The organism is Salipiger sp., assembly GCF_059781815.1.
This window is the reverse complement of sequence record NZ_JBYNAH010000130.1, coordinates 1-14,275: the sequence shown is the minus strand read 5'-3', so window position 1 is coordinate 14,275 and position 14,275 is coordinate 1. Positions and strand designations below refer to the sequence as shown.

Sequence of the window (14,275 nt, the reverse complement as noted above, 5' to 3'; positions counted from 1 at the left end):
GCCGGTCGCCTGGGCGCCGCCGCCGGCGGGCGCGTGGGCATAGCCGCCACCGGGGCCCGACGGCGGCGGGGGCGGCGGCGGGGTGTCCTGCAGCTTGCGCAGAAGCTCTTCGGGCGACGGCAGCTCGGCGACGTGGGTCAGCCGGATCACCGCCATCTCGGCGGCCATCATGGCGTTGGGCGCCTGCGCCACCTCGTCGAGCGCCTTGAGCAGCATCTGCCACATGCGGGTCAGCGCGCGCATCCCGAGATTGGCGGCCATGGTCTCGCCACGGGCGCGCTCGTCGGGCGAAATCGTCGGATCCTCGGCGGCCTCGGGGGTGATCTTCACCACCGAGGTCCAATGGGTGATCTCGGCCAGGTCACGCAGCACCGCCAGCGGGTCGGCGCCATCGGCATATTGCTCCGAGAGCTCGGTCAGCGCGCCGGGGGCGTCGCCGTACATGATCTTCTCGAACAGATCCATCACCCGGCCGCGATCCGCGAGGCCCAGCATGGCGCGGACCTGCTCGGCGGTGGTCTCGCCGGCGCCGTGGCTGATCGCCTGGTCGAGCAGAGAGGTGGCATCACGGGCCGAGCCCTCGGCGGCGCGGGTGACCAGCGCCAGCGCGTCGTCGCTGATCTCGGCGCCCTCGGAGGTCGCGATCTTGCGCAGCAGGGCGATCATCACCTCGGGCTCGATGCGGCGCAGGTCGAAGCGCTGGCAGCGCGACAGCACCGTCACCGGCACCTTGCGGATCTCGGTGGTGGCGAAGATGAATTTCACATGCGCCGGCGGCTCCTCCAGCGTCTTGAGCAGCGCGTTGAAGGCGCTGTTCGAGAGCATGTGGACCTCGTCGATGATGTAGATCTTGTAGCGCGCCGAGGCCGCCCGGTAATGCACGCTGTCGATGATCTCGCGGATGTCGCCGACGCCGGTGTTGGAGGCGGCGTCCATCTCGATCACGTCGACATGGCGGCCTTCCATGATCGCCTTGCAATGCTCGCAGTGGCCGCAGGGCTCGGTGGTGGGGCCGCCTTCGCCATCGACGCCGATGCAGTTCATGCCCTTGGCGATGATCCGGGCGGTGGTGGTCTTACCGGTGCCGCGGATGCCGGTCATGATGAAGGCCTGCGCGATGCGCCCGGCCTTGAAGGCATTCTTGAGCGTGCGCACCATGGCGTCCTGACCGACGAGATCGGCAAAGGTCTCGGGGCGGTACTTGCGGGCGAGAACCTGGTACTTGGGCGATTGCTCGGACATCGGGGGCCTTCCGGGTGACGGGACCCGCCCAAGGTATGCGCGCGGCCGTCCGAGGTAAACCGGGCGCGAGGCGGAAAATCGGGGTGAACCAAACGCCCGCTGGGGCGTTCTCTTCGCATGGCTCACGGTGGCGTGATGGTCGCGCCGCCACAGAGGAGGATCGGCCCATGCGGCTCAGGGGTGTCAGACGCAGCAGCAATATCGAGGACCGTCGCGGCAGGGGCGGCGGCGGCATCGCGATCGGCGGGCTTGGAGGCGTCGGCGTCCTGCTGGTGCTGGCGCTTGGCTATTTCACCGGCATCGATGTGACGCCGATCCTCGAGGGCAGCACGCAGACCAGCACCCAGCGCGAAATCACCCCGCAGGAAGAGGCGGCGGCGGAGTTCTCCTCGCAGGTGCTCGCCACCACTGAAGAGGTCTGGAGCGAGATCTTCCCTCGCGAGGTGGGGGCGCCCTACGAGCCGCCGGTGCTGGTGCTGTTCTCGGGCACGACCTCGTCGCCCTGCGGTGGCGCCAGCGGCGCGACCGGACCGTTCTACTGCCCGCTCGACCAGAAGGCCTATCTCGATACCCAGTTCTTCGCGACGCTGTCGCAGCGGCTCGGGGCGGAGGGCGATTTCGCCGCCGCCTACGTGATCGCGCACGAGGTCGCGCACCACGTGCAGGACGAGCTTAGCATCCTCGATCAGGTAAACGCGGTGCGCCAGCGGGCGAGCGAGGCGCAGGCCAACGCCATCACCGTGCGGCTCGAGCTGCAGGCGGATTGCCTTGCCGGGGTCTGGGCGCATCACGTCGACGGGCTGCTCGAGCCGGGCGACATGGCCGAGGCGCTGAACGCGGCGCGGATGATCGGTGACGATCACCTGCAGCGCAGCGCCGGGCGGGTGCCGCAGCCGCACACCTTCACCCACGGCACCTCGGAGCAGCGCGAAAGCTGGTTCGCAAGAGGCTACGAATCGGGCAGCATTGGCGGATGTGACACGTTCAACGCATCGAGCCTCTGAATGACGATCCTGCACGCGCTCCGGGTTCTGGATGGAATCCTTGCGATCTCGCCCCTTCCGGGCGCGGGTGGAGACATCGTGGGCGATTTGCAGCACGTGGCGGACTGGCGCCCGTCGCTGGTGATCTCGCTGGTCAGCAGCGCCGAATTCGAGGCCGCCGGGGCGGGCTCGGTCGGTGGGTTCGTCGCCGATCACGGCGCGCGGTGGGAGCATCTGCCGATCTTGGATTTTGATGTGCCCTGCGCCGAGTTCGAGGCCCGCTGGCCCGAGGTCAGCCGCGCCGCGCTGCATGCGCTGCGCGGTGGCGGGCGCGTTCTGGTGCATTGCCGGGGCGGCTGCGGCCGGTCTGGCATGGTGGCGCTGCGGCTGATGATCGAAGCCGGCGAGGCGCCGGACGAGGCATTGTCGCGGCTGCGCGGTGTCCGGCCCTGCGCGGTCGAGACCGAGGCGCAGATGGACTGGGCGATGGCAGCGCCGCGACAGGCTGCCGTGTTCCACCGGCACGGCGACTGAGCGGGGCCAAGAAAATTAGCATAATTTTCTTGGCCTTAAGATTTTTCGTCCGAAAAATCTTGGGCGGACGGCCCCGGTTCATGCAGGGGTGTCGTTACGCGGGGAAACACCCGCCTTGCACCGCATTTGGCGGGTCTGTCCGGGGGAAGATGGCTCGGACTGCCAGTGGCGGCGCGGCGCCCTCGCGTATCTCGAGACATGTCGCTCATGTGAAGAGGGCTGAAGTGAGAGGCTGGACAACGACCCAAGCGGGGCTCGTTACGGCTGCTTCCTTCCGGACCTGACCGGGTTGGCGAGGCGCCTGCCCGCGCCAACCTCTCGAGGCGTGATCTAGGGTCTTTGGAACGGATTCGCAACCCCGGCCCGCAAACACGGGCCGGGATCGGCGCATCAGAGCGCGATGCGGAAGAGCGCAAAGCCTTCGTCGGTGTCGCCCGCATCCTCGAGGCTCAGCCCGGGCACGCTTTCGGCATAGGCGCGGGCGGCGGGGCCGGTCTCGAACAGCACCGTGGTGTCGGGCATCGGCGCGAAGGACCAGTTGCCGTCGGCGCTGGGATTGATCGTGCCCTGCTCGACGATGTAGCGCACGATGACGTCGCGGTTGGTGTCGGGCGCCTCGAAGATGATGGTGTCGCCGGTGCCCGGGAAGCTGCCGCCGCCCGAGGCGCGGTAGTTGTTGGTGGCGATGACGAATTCCATGTCCTCGGTCACCGGCGCGCCGTCGAAGGTCAGATCCATGATGCGGTTGGCGTCGGGAGCCTCGAGTTCGCCCTTAGGGCCGAATTTCGAGGGCTGCGACAGGTCGATCCTGTAGCTCACCCCGTCGATCACGTCGAAATTGTAGCTCGGGAAGTCGGGGTTCAGCAGTGCCGCATCCTGCGCGCCGGGCGCGATTTGGTTGAACATCCCCGCCGAGCGCTCGAGCCAGTCCTTGAGCTGGGCGCCGGTCACCTTCACCGCGCGCACGGTGTTGGGGTAAAGGTAGAGATCGGCGACGTTCTTGATGGCGATGTCGCCCTCGGGGACATCGGTATAATACTCCGGCCCGCCGCGCCCGCCGGCCTTGAACGGCGCCGCGGCTGAGAGGATCGGCAGCCCCTCGTGCTCGGTGCCTGCGAGCATCTGCTCGATATACCAGGTCTGCGCGTTCGAGACGATCTGCACCGAGGGGTCGTCCGCCACCAGCGCGAAATAGCTGTAGAGCGGCGCCGAGGTCTTGCCCACGGCGCGGCGCACATAGGCCAGCGTCTCCTCATGCGCCTGTTCGACCGAGGCCAGCACCTCTGGCGCATCCTCGACGAGCGCGGTGACCGAGCGGTCCTCGTTGCGCTGCGAGATCGGGCGCGCCTCGGTGGTGGCCGAGACCACGCGCCAGCCATCGCCGTCGCGCTCGAGCAGCAGGTCGATCAGGCCCATATGCGAGCCCCAGAAGCCGCCCATCACCGCGGGCTTGCCGTGGATCGTGCCGGCATCCACGTCGACCGCGGCGTAATCGGCATAGGTCGGCGAGGGGAAGACGAGGTGGCTGTGCCCGGTCATCACCGCGTCGATCCCGTCGACGCCGGCCAGCGGCACCGAGGCGTTTTCCATGCCGTCCTCGTGATCGGCCGAGCCGATGCCGGAATGGCTCAGCGCGATGACGATGTCGGCACCGTCCTCGACGATCTGCGGCACCCAGGCGCGGGCGGTCTCGACGATGTCGCGCGCCATCACGTTGCCCTCGAGATGCTTGCGGTCCCAGTTCATCACCTGCGGCGGGGTGAAGCCGATGACGCCGACCTTGATCGGATGAGCATTGCCGGCCCCGTCGGTGAGCTCGCGCTCGAGGATGACATAGGGTTTGTAGAGCGTCTCGTCCTCGCGCGGGTTGGCGCCGAGGCTCTTCGAGACATTGGCCAGCACGATGGGAAACTGCGCCCCGGCGGTGGATTTCATCAGGAACTCGAGCCCGTAGTTGAACTCGTGGTTGCCGATGGTGCCGGCGTCGAAGCCCACCGCGTTCATCGCGTCGATCACCGGGTGGGTGTCGCCCTCTTTCATGCCGCGCTCGTAGGCGACGTAATCGCCCATCGGGTTGCCCTGCAGGAAATCGCCATTGTCGAGCAGCAGGGAGTTGGTGGCCTCGGCGCGGATGCCGTTGATCAGCGTCGCGGTGCGCGACAGGCCCACGGTGTCGACCGGTTTGTCGGAATAGTAGTCATAGGGCATCACGTGCACGTGCAGATCGGTCGTCTCGATGATCCGAAGATGTGCCTGGTTGGCTGCGGCTCGGGCGGAATATGGGTGCAGTGCAATCAAGGCGGAGCCCGCGGCTGTGCCCGCCAGGAACGAACGGCGGGTGAGTTCGGAAGGGTTGAAACGGGTCATGGGCGGCTCTCCAGCTGATGCGCGATTCGCTTTTGGACCAGTTTTCCAACACTGAGATCACACGAGAAGACAAAACCCTGCAACTCAACCTTCAGGAGAGGGTTCCGTCGCGGAACCGGCCTCCGCGAACAGGTTTGCCACGCTGAGATGGGCGTGTCATGGCATTTGGTGGGCCGGTTTCCCATCGCGCGGGGGGCGGGGCATGGGATCGCGTGGGCGGGTTTCCCGTGGTGAGGCGGGATCGCGATGGGATCGCGTGGGCGGGTTTCCCATGGTGAGGCGTGGTCGTGATGGGATCGCATGGGCAGGTTTGCCACGGTGAGGCGCGTTTGCGATGGGATCGCGTGGGCAGGTTTGCCATGGTGAGGCGGATTGGCCATGGGATCCCGTGGGCCAGTGTGAAGAAAATCAGGGGGCAAGGGCAGTCATGCGACATGCGGAAGAGGTGACATTCGGCGGATCCGGGCTCGACCGGGCGGCGGAGCTGCGCGGCGATATCCCGGCGCTGGCGGCGCTGATGCAGGCGAAAGAGACACGCACGATCCTGCTCTGGCGGGGCAAGGTCCTGATCTCCGAGGACGATTCCGGTCTCTGCCGCCTGCCGCTCGACCATCCCGTGCTGAGCGATGCGCGCGGCGAGCCGTTGTTTCTCGGGCGCGATGAGACCGGTGCCATCTTCTCCCATGACATCTCGGGCTGGGAGCCGGAGGGCGAGGCGCCCGGCGAGGCCGGTTTCCTCGACAGCTCCGAGCAGCTCCACCCGGCCTGTCCGGGGGCGCGCTTCGTCGAGCTGCGGGCGCTCTTGACCCAGCTCACCCCGCGCGACGCCGAGCTTGGTGCCACCGCCCGCGCGCTCTTTGGTTGGCACCAGAGCCACGGCTTCTGCGCCCGTTGCGGCACCAGGAGCGATGTCTTCATGGCTGGCTGGCAGCGCATCTGCCCGTCCTGCGGCGCCCATCATTTCCCACGCACCGACCCGGTGGTGATCATGCTGATCACCCGCGGCAATGCCTGCCTGCTGGGGCGCTCTCCGGGCTGGCCCGAGGGCATGTTCTCCTGCCTCGCGGGTTTCGTGGAGCCGGGAGAGACGCTTGAGGCGGCGGTGCGGCGCGAGGTGGTCGAGGAGGCCGGCATCAAGGTGGGCGCGGTGCGCTACCTTGCCAGCCAGCCCTGGCCGTTTCCCGCCTCGCTGATGATCGGCTGCCACGGCGAGGCCGAGAGCGATACCATCGAGATCGACCCGAACGAGATCGAGACCGCGCGCTGGGTCAGCCGCGAGGAACTGGCGGCGGCCTTCGATGGCTCGAACCCGGCGCTGCAACCGGCAAGGCGCGGATCGATCGCGAATTTCCTGCTGCGCAACTGGCTTGCGGACCGTCTGGATTGAGGCAAGACTGACCGCCAACACACCCTCAGGCAGAACGGGGCAGAGAGCAGATGGAATTCACCACCCGCGAGGATATCGAGGCACCGCTCGAACAGGTCTTCGCCCAGGCCACCGATTTCGAGCAGATCGAACGCCAGATCATGCGCCGCAGCATCGACGTGCGGCGCACCTCCGACGGCGGGGCAGGCACTGCGCGCGGCATGAGCTGGCAGGCGAGTTTCGCGTTTCGCGGCAAGACCCGGACCGCCGACGTGACCCTGACCGAATACGATCCGCCGAATGCGCTTACCTACCACGCCGTCTCGGGCGGGCTCGAGACGGTGACCGAGATCGACTTCGTGGCGCTGTCGCGCAGCCGCACCCGCGTGGGCATGAAAGTGGCGCTGCATCCCAAGACGCTGTCGGCGCGGCTCATGGTGCAGTCGATGAAGCTTGGCAAGTCGAGCATCGAGAAACGCTTCCGGGTGAAGATGGCGGACTACGCCAAGGAGCTCGAGGACCGGCTCAAGCGAGTCGGCTGAGGGCGCCTCTAGGCGTCGAGCTCGATCAGCCCTCCGCCTGCGGCTCGGGCATCCTCGCGGTCGTGTGTGACCAGCAGGACCGGCAGGCGCTGGGCCTTCGCGCGGGTGAAGACCAACTCGCGGATCTGCCCGCGCCGCGCCGCATCGAGCCGCGAAAACGGCTCGTCTAGCAACAGCGCGCGGGGCTCGGCCAGAAGCGTGCGCATCAGAGCCACGCGGGCCTTCTGGCCGCCCGAGAGCGTGGCCGGGTCGCGGTTGGCGAAGCCGTCCAGCCCGATCTCGGTCAGAGCCCGGTCGATGCGCGCGCGCCGCGCCGCGCGACCGCGCAGCAAGGGCGTCAGCCCGAAGGCGAGGTTGCCGCCGACCGAGAGATGCGGGAACAGCAGCTCGTCCTGGAACAGGATGCCGATGCGCCTGCGCTCGGTCGGGAGATGCGTCACGTCCTCGCCGTCGAGCAGGATGCGACCCGAGAGTGCAAAGGCCGGGTCGAGCGCGCCGGTGATCGCCGCCAGAAGGGTCGACTTGCCGGAGCCCGAGGGGCCCATCACGGTCAGGACTTCTCCCGGCGCCACGCGGGCGTCGAGCGCAAGGAGGCGGCGGTCGCCCTGACGGATCTCGATATTCTCCAGAACCAACCCGTCAGCCATGTCTCAGCCCCTTGCGGTTGCGCCAGACCAGCGCCGGGATCAGTAGCGCCAGCGCGAAGGGCAGGAAGGCGCTCGCGGTCTGGGCCAGCGCGGTGACCCCGATCACCCGCCGCGCCCCGCCCGAGGCCAGCGCCACCGCCTCGGTGGTCAGGGTCTGCACCCGTCCGCCGCCCAGGAGCAACGTTGGCAGGAACTGCCCGACCGAGACCGCGCAGCCCACGGCAGCCGCGGTCAGCACCGGGCGCAGCAGCATCGGCAGGCGCAGGCGCCAGAACACCCGCGCCGGGCTGGCGCCGAGGGCGTGACCCACGAGGGCGTTGCGCCGGTCCCAGCCGCGCCAGGGATCGGCCAGCGACAGGAAGATGTAAGGCAGCACGAAGATCACATGCGCCGCGATCACCGCTGCCAAGGTGCCGTCGACCCCGCTCACCAGCGCGAGGATCTGCAGGCCCGGCAGGAAGGCGATCTGCGGCACGATGAGCGGCAGGTAGAGCAACCAGAGCGCCCGCGCCGAGGGCCGCAGGCCGAAGCGGTGCTCGGCCTCGAGACAGGCCAGCACCAGCGCCAGCGCCACGCCGGTGGCGACAAGCGCGATCAGCGCGGTGTCGCCGGCGGGGGAAAGGAGCTGCGGCCCCTGTTTCATCCAGCTCTTGGCGGTGAAGGCATCGGGCAGCATCGCCGGGAAGCCCCAGAACCCCGCCACCGACCACACGCCGAGCGCCGCAAGCCCGAGGATGATCGCCAGCGCCGAAAGCGCGCCGGCCCCGATGGCGAGCGCCCGCACCGGGGCGTCGTGAGCGCTGCGCGCGCCGGTCTCGATCCAGGCGCGGCCCATGCGCGCCACGGCGATCTCGCCCAGCCGCCAGATCCCCAGCGCGCCCAGCGTCAGCGCCAGTTGCAGCAGCGCGCCCGCCGCACCACGCAGGCGCAGCGCGAGGTCGGGATCGTTCATCCAGCGCAGCACCTGCACGGCGAGCGTCGGCGGCGTGTTTGGGCCGAGGATCATCGCCACGTCGACCACGCTCATCGAGAAGGCCAGCACCGCGTAGACTGGCAGGCGGATCTGCGGGTAGAGCCGGGGAAACACCGTCTTGAGCCAGCCGGCGCTGCGCCCGTAGCCGAGGCTGCGCGCGGTGGCGAGGCTTTGGCCGGGGCGCAGGGCGGGCAGGGCGGCGAGCGTCATCAGAAGCAGGAAGGGCATCTCCTTGACCACCAGCCCGGCGGTCAGCGACAGCCCCCAAGGGTCCTGCAGGATCAAGAGGTCCGGCGGGCGCTCCCAGCCGAGAAGCGGCGCCAGCGCGCGGGCGATCCAGCCGGAGGGCGCGATCAGGAAGGCGAGGCCGAAGGCCGCGGCGGCATGCGGCACCGAGAGCAGCGGCGAGAGCGCGCGCTCGAGCCAGTGGAAGGCGCGTGTGCCCTGCCAGCCGGCGCAGATCAGCATCGTGAGCGCCAGCGCCAGCAGGGTCGCGCCCAGCCCGGTGCCAAGGCTCAGCGCGACCGCGCGCGGCAGTCCGGGCCAGGCGGCGAGCTCGGAGAACGGCATCAGCCCCGGCTCGACCCGCCCCAGCGCCGGCATAATGCCGAAAGCCGGAAGCAGCGTGCCCGCCAGCCCGGCAAGAACCGGGCAGAGCATCACCAGCAGCGTCAGGGCCGGGGCGCGCCGGAGCAGGGACATGATTTACTGTGCGACGCCGTAGCGCGCGGTCCAGTCTTCCTCGAGCTTCACCATCCACGACGGGTGCGGCTCGGGCAGGGTCTCGCCCAGCTCCTCGGGCTTGAGCGTCGCGGGGCCAAACTCGATGCGGTCGAAGAGCAGCAGCTGCTCGGGCTCGAGGGAGGCCACGTCGAGCACGGTGCCAAGACCCCAGACCTCCGGGTCGGCCATGCGGGCCTGCGCCTCGGGTGAGAGCAGGATATCGGCCACCACCATGGCGCCGGCCTTGGCATTGGCGTTGTAGGGGATGGCGACGAAGCTCGCGTTGCCCAAGGTGCCGCCCTCGTGCACGTGGCTGCGCACGCTGTCGGGCAGCTGGCCGTTGGCAATGGCGTTGGAGGCGGCGTTGGGGTTGAAATCGAAGCCGATGTCGATCTCGTTGTCGGCCATCAGCTGCACCAGCCGCGCGCCGTTCTGCGGATAGGCCCGGCCCTGCCGCCAGAGGTTCGGCGTCAGTTCGTCCATGAAGGCCCAGAGCGGCGCGGTGGTGGCCTCGTAATCGGCATCCTCGACCGGGCCCTCAAGGGCGATCATGTCGGGCGAGAACTCGATCAGCGCCTGTTTCAGGAAGGTCGCGCCAAGGAAATCCGGCGGCTGCGGAAAGGTGAAGCGGCCGGGGTTGGCCTGCGCCCAGGCCAGCAGCGTGGACATGCTGCGCGGGGGCTCTGCGAGGCGGGCGCTGTCGTGGAAGAACACCAGCTGCGCCATGCCCCACGGGCTTTCCATGCCGTCGGTCGGCACGGTGAAATCCGCCGTCAGCGCGGTGTTCTCGGGATCGGTCAGGGCGCGGTTGGGCAGCGCCTCGGCCCAGGGCCCGAAGAGCAGCCCGCCCTCCTTCATCGAGGCGAAGTTCTCGCCGTTGATCCAGATGAGGTCGATGCCGCCGCCATCGTCCTTGCCGGCGCTCTTCTCGGCCAGCACCCGGCTCACCGCCTCGGCGGTGTCGGTAAGCTTCACGTGCTCGAGCGTCACGCCCTGCTCTGCCGCCTGCTCGCCGATCCAGGCGATGAAGTCATTGATCACGTCCGAGCCGCCCCAGGCGTTCCAGTAGACGGTCTGGCCCTGCGCCTCGGCGGTCACCGCGTCCCAGTCGGTCGGGTCGGGATCGGCCAGGGCCGGCATGGCGAGCGCGGCCGCAAGCGCTGCGGCGGCAAGCATGGATTTCATCTGGGATCCTCCCCGGTCGTGCGGTGTTTTTCCAAATTTTCCATAGCTTATGGCAATGGCGCGTTGCTGGCGTCAAATGACTTTCCGGTGGGGAAGGTTACAGTGTCGCGCTTGCAAGGGCGCCATGGGCGGCTACCTTTTCGGCAGGCCAGACGGGAGAGGCAAGCATGTGGGAAGAGCGTTTCAACACCGAGGACTACGTCTTTGGCCGCGCCCCGGCGACGTTCTTGCGCAAGCACGAGGAGTGGCTGACGCCCGGCGCGAGCGCGCTCTCGGTGGCCGATGGCGAGGGGCGCAACTCGGTCTTCCTCGCGCAGAAGGGGCTCTCGGTCACCGCGTGGGACGGCGCGCCCTCGGCCATCGCCAAGGCGCGCAAGCTGGCGCAGGAGGCCGGGGTCGAGGTGGCCTACGAGGTCGCTGATCTCGAGGCCTGGGACTGGCCCGAGGCCGCCTTTGATCTCGTGCTCGGGGTGTTCATCCAGTTCGTCGGCCCCGAGGCGCGGGGGCGGCTCTTTGCCCGCATGGTGCGGGCGCTGCGGCCCGGCGGCGTGCTGATGCTGCACGGCTATACGCCCAAGCAGCTGGTCTACGGCACCGGCGGGCCGAAGGCGGTGGAGAACCTCTATACCGAAGAGCTGCTGCGCGAGGCGTTTGCGGATCTCGAGATCCGGGTGCTCGAAAGCTACGAGGCCGAGCTCGACGAGGGCCACGGGCACAAGGGGCTCTCGGCGCTGATCGACCTCGTGGCGGTCAAGCCTGCGGGCTGAAGGCGGTCATGCCGGACGGTCAGACGCCCACGGACAGCGCCGCGCGGTAGCGTTCCGGCAGGTCACCCGGCGCCAGCGAGGCGACGATTTCGGCGCCGGTAAAATCCTCGCCCTCGGTATAGACCGACGGCGTCACCAACACGGCGATCCCCGCCGCCTTCGCCGAAAGCACGCCGTTGCGGCTGTCCTCCAACGCCAGCGTCTCGTCTGCGGGCAAGCCCAGCCGCTCCAGCGCCAGCGCATAGACATCCGGTGCCGGCTTCTTCGCCGCCACCTCGTCGCCCGCCGCGATCACGTCGAAGACCTCCGCCGCCGCCTTTTCCCAGCAGCAGCGACAGAGCGCCTCGACATTGGGCCGGCTGGTGGTGGTGGCGATGGCCAACTGCATGCCGCTTGCGCGTGCCGCCGCCATCAGCGCGTCGACTCCATCGCGCAGGCAAAGCCCACCGCTCTCGAGGATCTGCACATAGCGCGCCGTCTTCGCCGAGTGCAGCGCCGGGATGTCGAGACCCTTGCCGCTCTGCCCGGTCTCGGCGAGGAAAGCGCGCATCCGCTCCTTGCCGCCGGTGGTCTTCAGAAGCCGGCGATAGTCCTCGCGGCTCCAGTGCCATCCCAGCCCGTCCCGCGCGAAGGTGTCGTTGAAGGCCTGCCGGTGCGCCTCCTCGGTCTCGGCCAGCGTGCCGTCGACGTCGAAGATCAACGCCCGGAGCGGGGCGCTCATGCCTCCACGCCCGCTGAGTGGCGCGCGACGAGCTCGGGCAGCTGGTCGAAATGGTCGAAGATATAGGTGTGGTAGAGCTCCGAGATCGGCGTCTTGCGATAGCCCTCGGTATAGAGCGCAAAGGGCAGGCCGGCGCGCTGGGCCGTCTCGGCATCGACCTCGCTGTCGCCTACGTAGAGCGCCGGGCCGGTGCCGAGGGCGTTCACCACGTGGCGCAGCGGTGCCGGGTCGGGCTTGCGCTCGGGCAGGGTGTCGGCGGTCGAGACCGCCCGCATGAAGCGCTCGAGCCCGAAATGCCGCAGCGCGATGCGGGTGGGCGCCTCGGGCTTGTTGGTGCAGAGCCCCATCGGATATCCCGCCGCCTCGAGCCGGGCCAGCGCGTCCACCACGCCGGGATACAGCACGGTGTTGGCGGGCTCGCCCTCGTAATGGGCCATGAACTTGGCCAGCAGACGGGCGTGCTCCTCGGCATCGTCGCCCAGCCCAACCGCCTCCATCACCCGGCTGATCAGCACCGCCGCGCCCTTGCCGATGAAGCTGCGGGCCTGCTCGAAACTGATCTCGGGCAGCCCCTCGTCGCGCAGCACGAGGTTGGCGGCGAGGTGCAGGTCGGGCGCGCTGTCGATCAGCGTGCCGTCGAGGTCGAAGACAATCGCGGTCATGGTCACGGGGGCGGTCATGGGCAGTCCTTCGTGGCTTGGGGCTGGGCGGGACCGCCGGTCAGGCGGGCTTCCATTTGATCGAACAGCCCATCGAGGGGATCTGTTCCTTCGGGCCATGCCCGGTCTCGGCGACAAGTTTCATCGCCTCGAAGAGGTCGCGGCGCAGCTCGGTGGGGCCGGCCTGCTTGCGCGAGGCGTCGAGCCGGCCGCGATATTGCAGCCCGCCGTTGGCGTCGTAGCCGAAGAAGTCCGGCGTGCAGGCGGCGCCGTAGGCGCGGGCCACGCCCTGTCCCTCGTCGTAGAGATAGGGGAAGGGAAAGCCCTTCTGCTCCGCCATCGCCTTCATGTTGGCGAAGCTGTCCTGCGGGTAGGCCTCGGCGTCGTTGGCGCTGATCGCCACAACGCCGATGCCCAGCGCCTGCAGATCGCGCGCATCGCGGATGATGCGGTCGAGCACCGCGAGCACGTAGGGGCAGTGGTTGCAGATGAACATCACCACCGTGCCCTTCGGCCCGGCAATGTCGCGGTAGGTGTGGTTCCGGCCGTCCGTGCCCGGCAGCGAAAAGCCCGGCGCGGGCCGGCCGAAATCGCAGACGGGCGGGACGACCGGCATGGCTCAGGCCGCCTTGGCGCGGGCGCCCTCGGCGGCCTCGCGGATGGCGCGCATGTTGGCGCCGTAGACCTCGGGCGTGTCGACAGAGCCGCCCTTGAACACGGCAGAGCCCGCCACCAGAACATCGGCCCCGGCCTCGACCACCAGCGGCGCGGTCTCCGGCGTGATGCCGCCGTCGATCTGGATGTGGATCGGCCGGTCGCCGATCATCTGGCGCACCTTGCGGGTCTTCTCGACACCGGAATGGATGAACTTCTGGCCGCCGAAACCGGGGTTCACCGTCATGATCAGCACCATGTCGCAGAGGTCGAGCACATCGGCCACGGCCTCCGCCGGGGTGCCGGGGTTCAGGACCACGCCCGCCTTCACGCCCTGGGCCTTGATCGCCTGCAGGGTGCGGTGGATATGCGGGCCGGCCTCGATATGGGCGGTGATCATGTCGGCGCCGGCCTCGGCATAGGCCTCGATATAGGGGTCCACCGGGGCGATCATCAGGTGCACGTCCATGAAGGTCTTCACATGCGGACGGAACGCCTTCACCGCCGGCGGGCCGAAGGTCAGGTTGGGCACGAAATGCCCGTCCATGACGTCCACGTGCACCCAGTCGGCGCCCTGCGCCTCGATGGCTTGGATCTCGGCACCGAAATTGGCGAAATCGGCCGACAGGATCGACGGGGCGATCTTGATCGAACGGTCGAAGCTCATGCGCATGTCTCCCTTTGCGCGCGGTCCACGTCGAGCCCGCCCCGGAAGACGCGGCTGGCGCGGATGTCCGCCTCCGTGATGGTGCTCAGCGCCGTGGCGTCGAGCGGGCCGTCCGAGGTCTCGAACAGCCGGTTGGCCTGCCGCAGCCGCGCCCGGTCGAGCGCGTTGCGGATCGAGCGCGCATTGGCGAAGTGCGGCTGCACGCGTCGCTGCCCGATATACTCCTCCATCGCACGCTTGCCACC

At 68.7% G+C, this 14,275-nt stretch carries 14 protein-coding genes, 1 other RNA gene and 1 pseudogene; 5 read left to right on the top strand and 11 right to left on the bottom strand.

The genetic code is table 11. The annotated features are described in order from the left end of the window. Nucleotides 1–1,242: DNA polymerase III subunit gamma/tau (locus AC6RA4_RS15405; RefSeq protein ID WP_500161771.1), on the bottom strand; the 1,242-nt coding region annotated here is incomplete at its 3' end. A 167-nt stretch (nucleotides 1,243–1,409) separates the two neighbouring features. Between AC6RA4_RS15405 and ypfJ the strand changes: the two genes are divergently transcribed. Further along, nucleotides 1,410–2,246, top strand: a complete 837-nt coding sequence (gene ypfJ, locus AC6RA4_RS15400; RefSeq protein ID WP_500161769.1) for a KPN_02809 family neutral zinc metallopeptidase — start codon at nucleotides 1,410–1,412, stop codon at nucleotides 2,244–2,246. Continuing rightward, nucleotides 2,247–2,759, top strand: coding sequence for a protein-tyrosine phosphatase family protein (locus AC6RA4_RS15395; protein ID WP_500161767.1), 513 nt, complete (start codon nucleotides 2,247–2,249; stop codon nucleotides 2,757–2,759). Between the two features lie 223 nt (nucleotides 2,760–2,982). Here AC6RA4_RS15395 and ffs read toward each other — a convergent pair. Both ffs and AC6RA4_RS15385 read right to left on the bottom strand, forming a co-directional pair. Beyond that, an RNA gene (gene ffs, locus AC6RA4_RS15390) (signal recognition particle sRNA small type) lies at nucleotides 2,983–3,079 on the bottom strand. A gap of 70 nt (nucleotides 3,080–3,149) precedes the next feature. After that, complete coding sequence (locus tag AC6RA4_RS15385; protein ID WP_500161765.1) at nucleotides 3,150–5,126, bottom strand: bifunctional 2',3'-cyclic-nucleotide 2'-phosphodiesterase/3'-nucleotidase; 1,977 nt, start codon at nucleotides 5,124–5,126, stop codon at nucleotides 3,150–3,152. 427 nt (nucleotides 5,127–5,553) lie between these two features. Here AC6RA4_RS15385 and nudC point away from each other — a divergent pair, with 427 nt between their 5' ends. Further along, entirely contained in the window at nucleotides 5,554–6,513 is a 960-nt protein-coding gene (nudC, locus tag AC6RA4_RS15380; protein WP_500161763.1) for an NAD(+) diphosphatase, read from the top strand. A 50-nt stretch (nucleotides 6,514–6,563) separates the two neighbouring features. After that, on the top strand, nucleotides 6,564–7,034 hold the full coding sequence (locus AC6RA4_RS15375; protein ID WP_500161761.1) for an SRPBCC family protein: 471 nt from the start codon (nucleotides 6,564–6,566) through the stop codon (nucleotides 7,032–7,034). 8 nt (nucleotides 7,035–7,042) lie between these two features. On the opposite strand, the gene AC6RA4_RS15370 is transcribed toward AC6RA4_RS15375, so the two are convergent. Genes AC6RA4_RS15370 through AC6RA4_RS15360 form a run of 3 tightly spaced genes read right to left on the bottom strand, consistent with a single transcriptional unit; the run spans nucleotide 7,043 to nucleotide 10,562 of the window. Continuing rightward, a complete protein-coding gene (locus AC6RA4_RS15370) occupies nucleotides 7,043–7,681 on the bottom strand; it encodes an ATP-binding cassette domain-containing protein (protein ID WP_500161759.1) in 639 nt (212 codons plus the stop codon). Then, nucleotides 7,674–9,356 (bottom strand): ABC transporter permease, encoded by a 1,683-nt coding sequence (locus AC6RA4_RS15365; protein ID WP_500161757.1) that lies wholly within the window; start codon nucleotides 9,354–9,356, stop codon nucleotides 7,674–7,676. The genes AC6RA4_RS15370 and AC6RA4_RS15365 overlap by 8 nt, the downstream gene beginning before the upstream one ends. 3 nt (nucleotides 9,357–9,359) lie before the next feature. Beyond that, nucleotides 9,360–10,562, bottom strand: coding sequence for an ABC transporter substrate-binding protein (locus AC6RA4_RS15360; protein WP_500161755.1), 1,203 nt, complete (start codon nucleotides 10,560–10,562; stop codon nucleotides 9,360–9,362). A gap of 167 nt (nucleotides 10,563–10,729) precedes the next feature. Here AC6RA4_RS15360 and AC6RA4_RS15355 point away from each other — a divergent pair, with 167 nt between their 5' ends. Further along, the gene (locus tag AC6RA4_RS15355; RefSeq protein WP_500161753.1) at nucleotides 10,730–11,329 is read left to right on the top strand and encodes an SAM-dependent methyltransferase; all 600 of its coding nucleotides are present in this window, start codon (nucleotides 10,730–10,732) and stop codon (nucleotides 11,327–11,329) included. Nucleotides 11,330–11,348: 19 nt separating this feature from the next. On the opposite strand, the gene AC6RA4_RS15350 is transcribed toward AC6RA4_RS15355, so the two are convergent. The 5 genes and pseudogenes from AC6RA4_RS15350 to AC6RA4_RS15330 all read right to left on the bottom strand — a co-directional run. Beyond that, entirely contained in the window at nucleotides 11,349–12,050 is a 702-nt protein-coding gene (locus AC6RA4_RS15350) for an HAD-IA family hydrolase (protein WP_500161751.1), read from the bottom strand. After that, the gene (gene gph, locus AC6RA4_RS15345; RefSeq protein ID WP_500161773.1) at nucleotides 12,047–12,712 is read right to left on the bottom strand and encodes a phosphoglycolate phosphatase; all 666 of its coding nucleotides are present in this window, start codon (nucleotides 12,710–12,712) and stop codon (nucleotides 12,047–12,049) included. The genes AC6RA4_RS15350 and gph overlap by 4 nt, the downstream gene beginning before the upstream one ends. A gap of 58 nt (nucleotides 12,713–12,770) precedes the next feature. Next, nucleotides 12,771–13,325, bottom strand: coding sequence for a thioredoxin family protein (locus AC6RA4_RS15340; RefSeq protein ID WP_500161749.1), 555 nt, complete (start codon nucleotides 13,323–13,325; stop codon nucleotides 12,771–12,773). 3 nt (nucleotides 13,326–13,328) lie between these two features. Further along, nucleotides 13,329–14,030 carry a ribulose-phosphate 3-epimerase gene (gene rpe / locus AC6RA4_RS15335; RefSeq protein ID WP_500161747.1) on the bottom strand — a complete coding sequence of 234 codons (702 nt, stop codon included), beginning with the start codon at nucleotides 14,028–14,030 and terminating at the stop codon, nucleotides 13,329–13,331. Further along, nucleotides 14,027–14,275: pseudogene (locus AC6RA4_RS15330) on the bottom strand (CbbX protein); the annotation flags it as partial. The gene rpe and the pseudogene AC6RA4_RS15330, both read right to left, overlap by 4 nt.

What these genes read in the sequence shown, in the direction of transcription:
- AC6RA4_RS15365 (WP_500161757.1), bottom strand. Translation starts at nt 9,356, where the DNA reads ATGTCCCTGCTCCGGCGCGCCCCGGCCCTGACGCTGCTGGTGATGCTC.
- ypfJ (WP_500161769.1), top strand. Translation starts at nt 1,410, where the DNA reads ATGCGGCTCAGGGGTGTCAGACGCAGCAGCAATATCGAGGACCGTCGC.
- AC6RA4_RS15370 (WP_500161759.1), bottom strand. Translation starts at nt 7,681, where the DNA reads ATGGCTGACGGGTTGGTTCTGGAGAATATCGAGATCCGTCAGGGCGAC.
- rpe (WP_500161747.1), bottom strand. Translation starts at nt 14,030, where the DNA reads ATGAGCTTCGACCGTTCGATCAAGATCGCCCCGTCGATCCTGTCGGCC.
- AC6RA4_RS15360 (WP_500161755.1), bottom strand. Translation starts at nt 10,562, where the DNA reads ATGAAATCCATGCTTGCCGCCGCAGCGCTTGCGGCCGCGCTCGCCATG.
- AC6RA4_RS15375 (WP_500161761.1), top strand. Translation starts at nt 6,564, where the DNA reads ATGGAATTCACCACCCGCGAGGATATCGAGGCACCGCTCGAACAGGTC.
- gph (WP_500161773.1), bottom strand. Translation starts at nt 12,712, where the DNA reads ATGACCGCGATTGTCTTCGACCTCGACGGCACGCTGATCGACAGCGCG.
- AC6RA4_RS15350 (WP_500161751.1), bottom strand. Translation starts at nt 12,050, where the DNA reads ATGAGCGCCCCGCTCCGGGCGTTGATCTTCGACGTCGACGGCACGCTG.
- AC6RA4_RS15385 (WP_500161765.1), bottom strand. Translation starts at nt 5,126, where the DNA reads ATGACCCGTTTCAACCCTTCCGAACTCACCCGCCGTTCGTTCCTGGCG.
- AC6RA4_RS15395 (WP_500161767.1), top strand. Translation starts at nt 2,247, where the DNA reads ATGACGATCCTGCACGCGCTCCGGGTTCTGGATGGAATCCTTGCGATC.
- AC6RA4_RS15355 (WP_500161753.1), top strand. Translation starts at nt 10,730, where the DNA reads ATGTGGGAAGAGCGTTTCAACACCGAGGACTACGTCTTTGGCCGCGCC.
- AC6RA4_RS15340 (WP_500161749.1), bottom strand. Translation starts at nt 13,325, where the DNA reads ATGCCGGTCGTCCCGCCCGTCTGCGATTTCGGCCGGCCCGCGCCGGGC.
- nudC (WP_500161763.1), top strand. Translation starts at nt 5,554, where the DNA reads ATGCGACATGCGGAAGAGGTGACATTCGGCGGATCCGGGCTCGACCGG.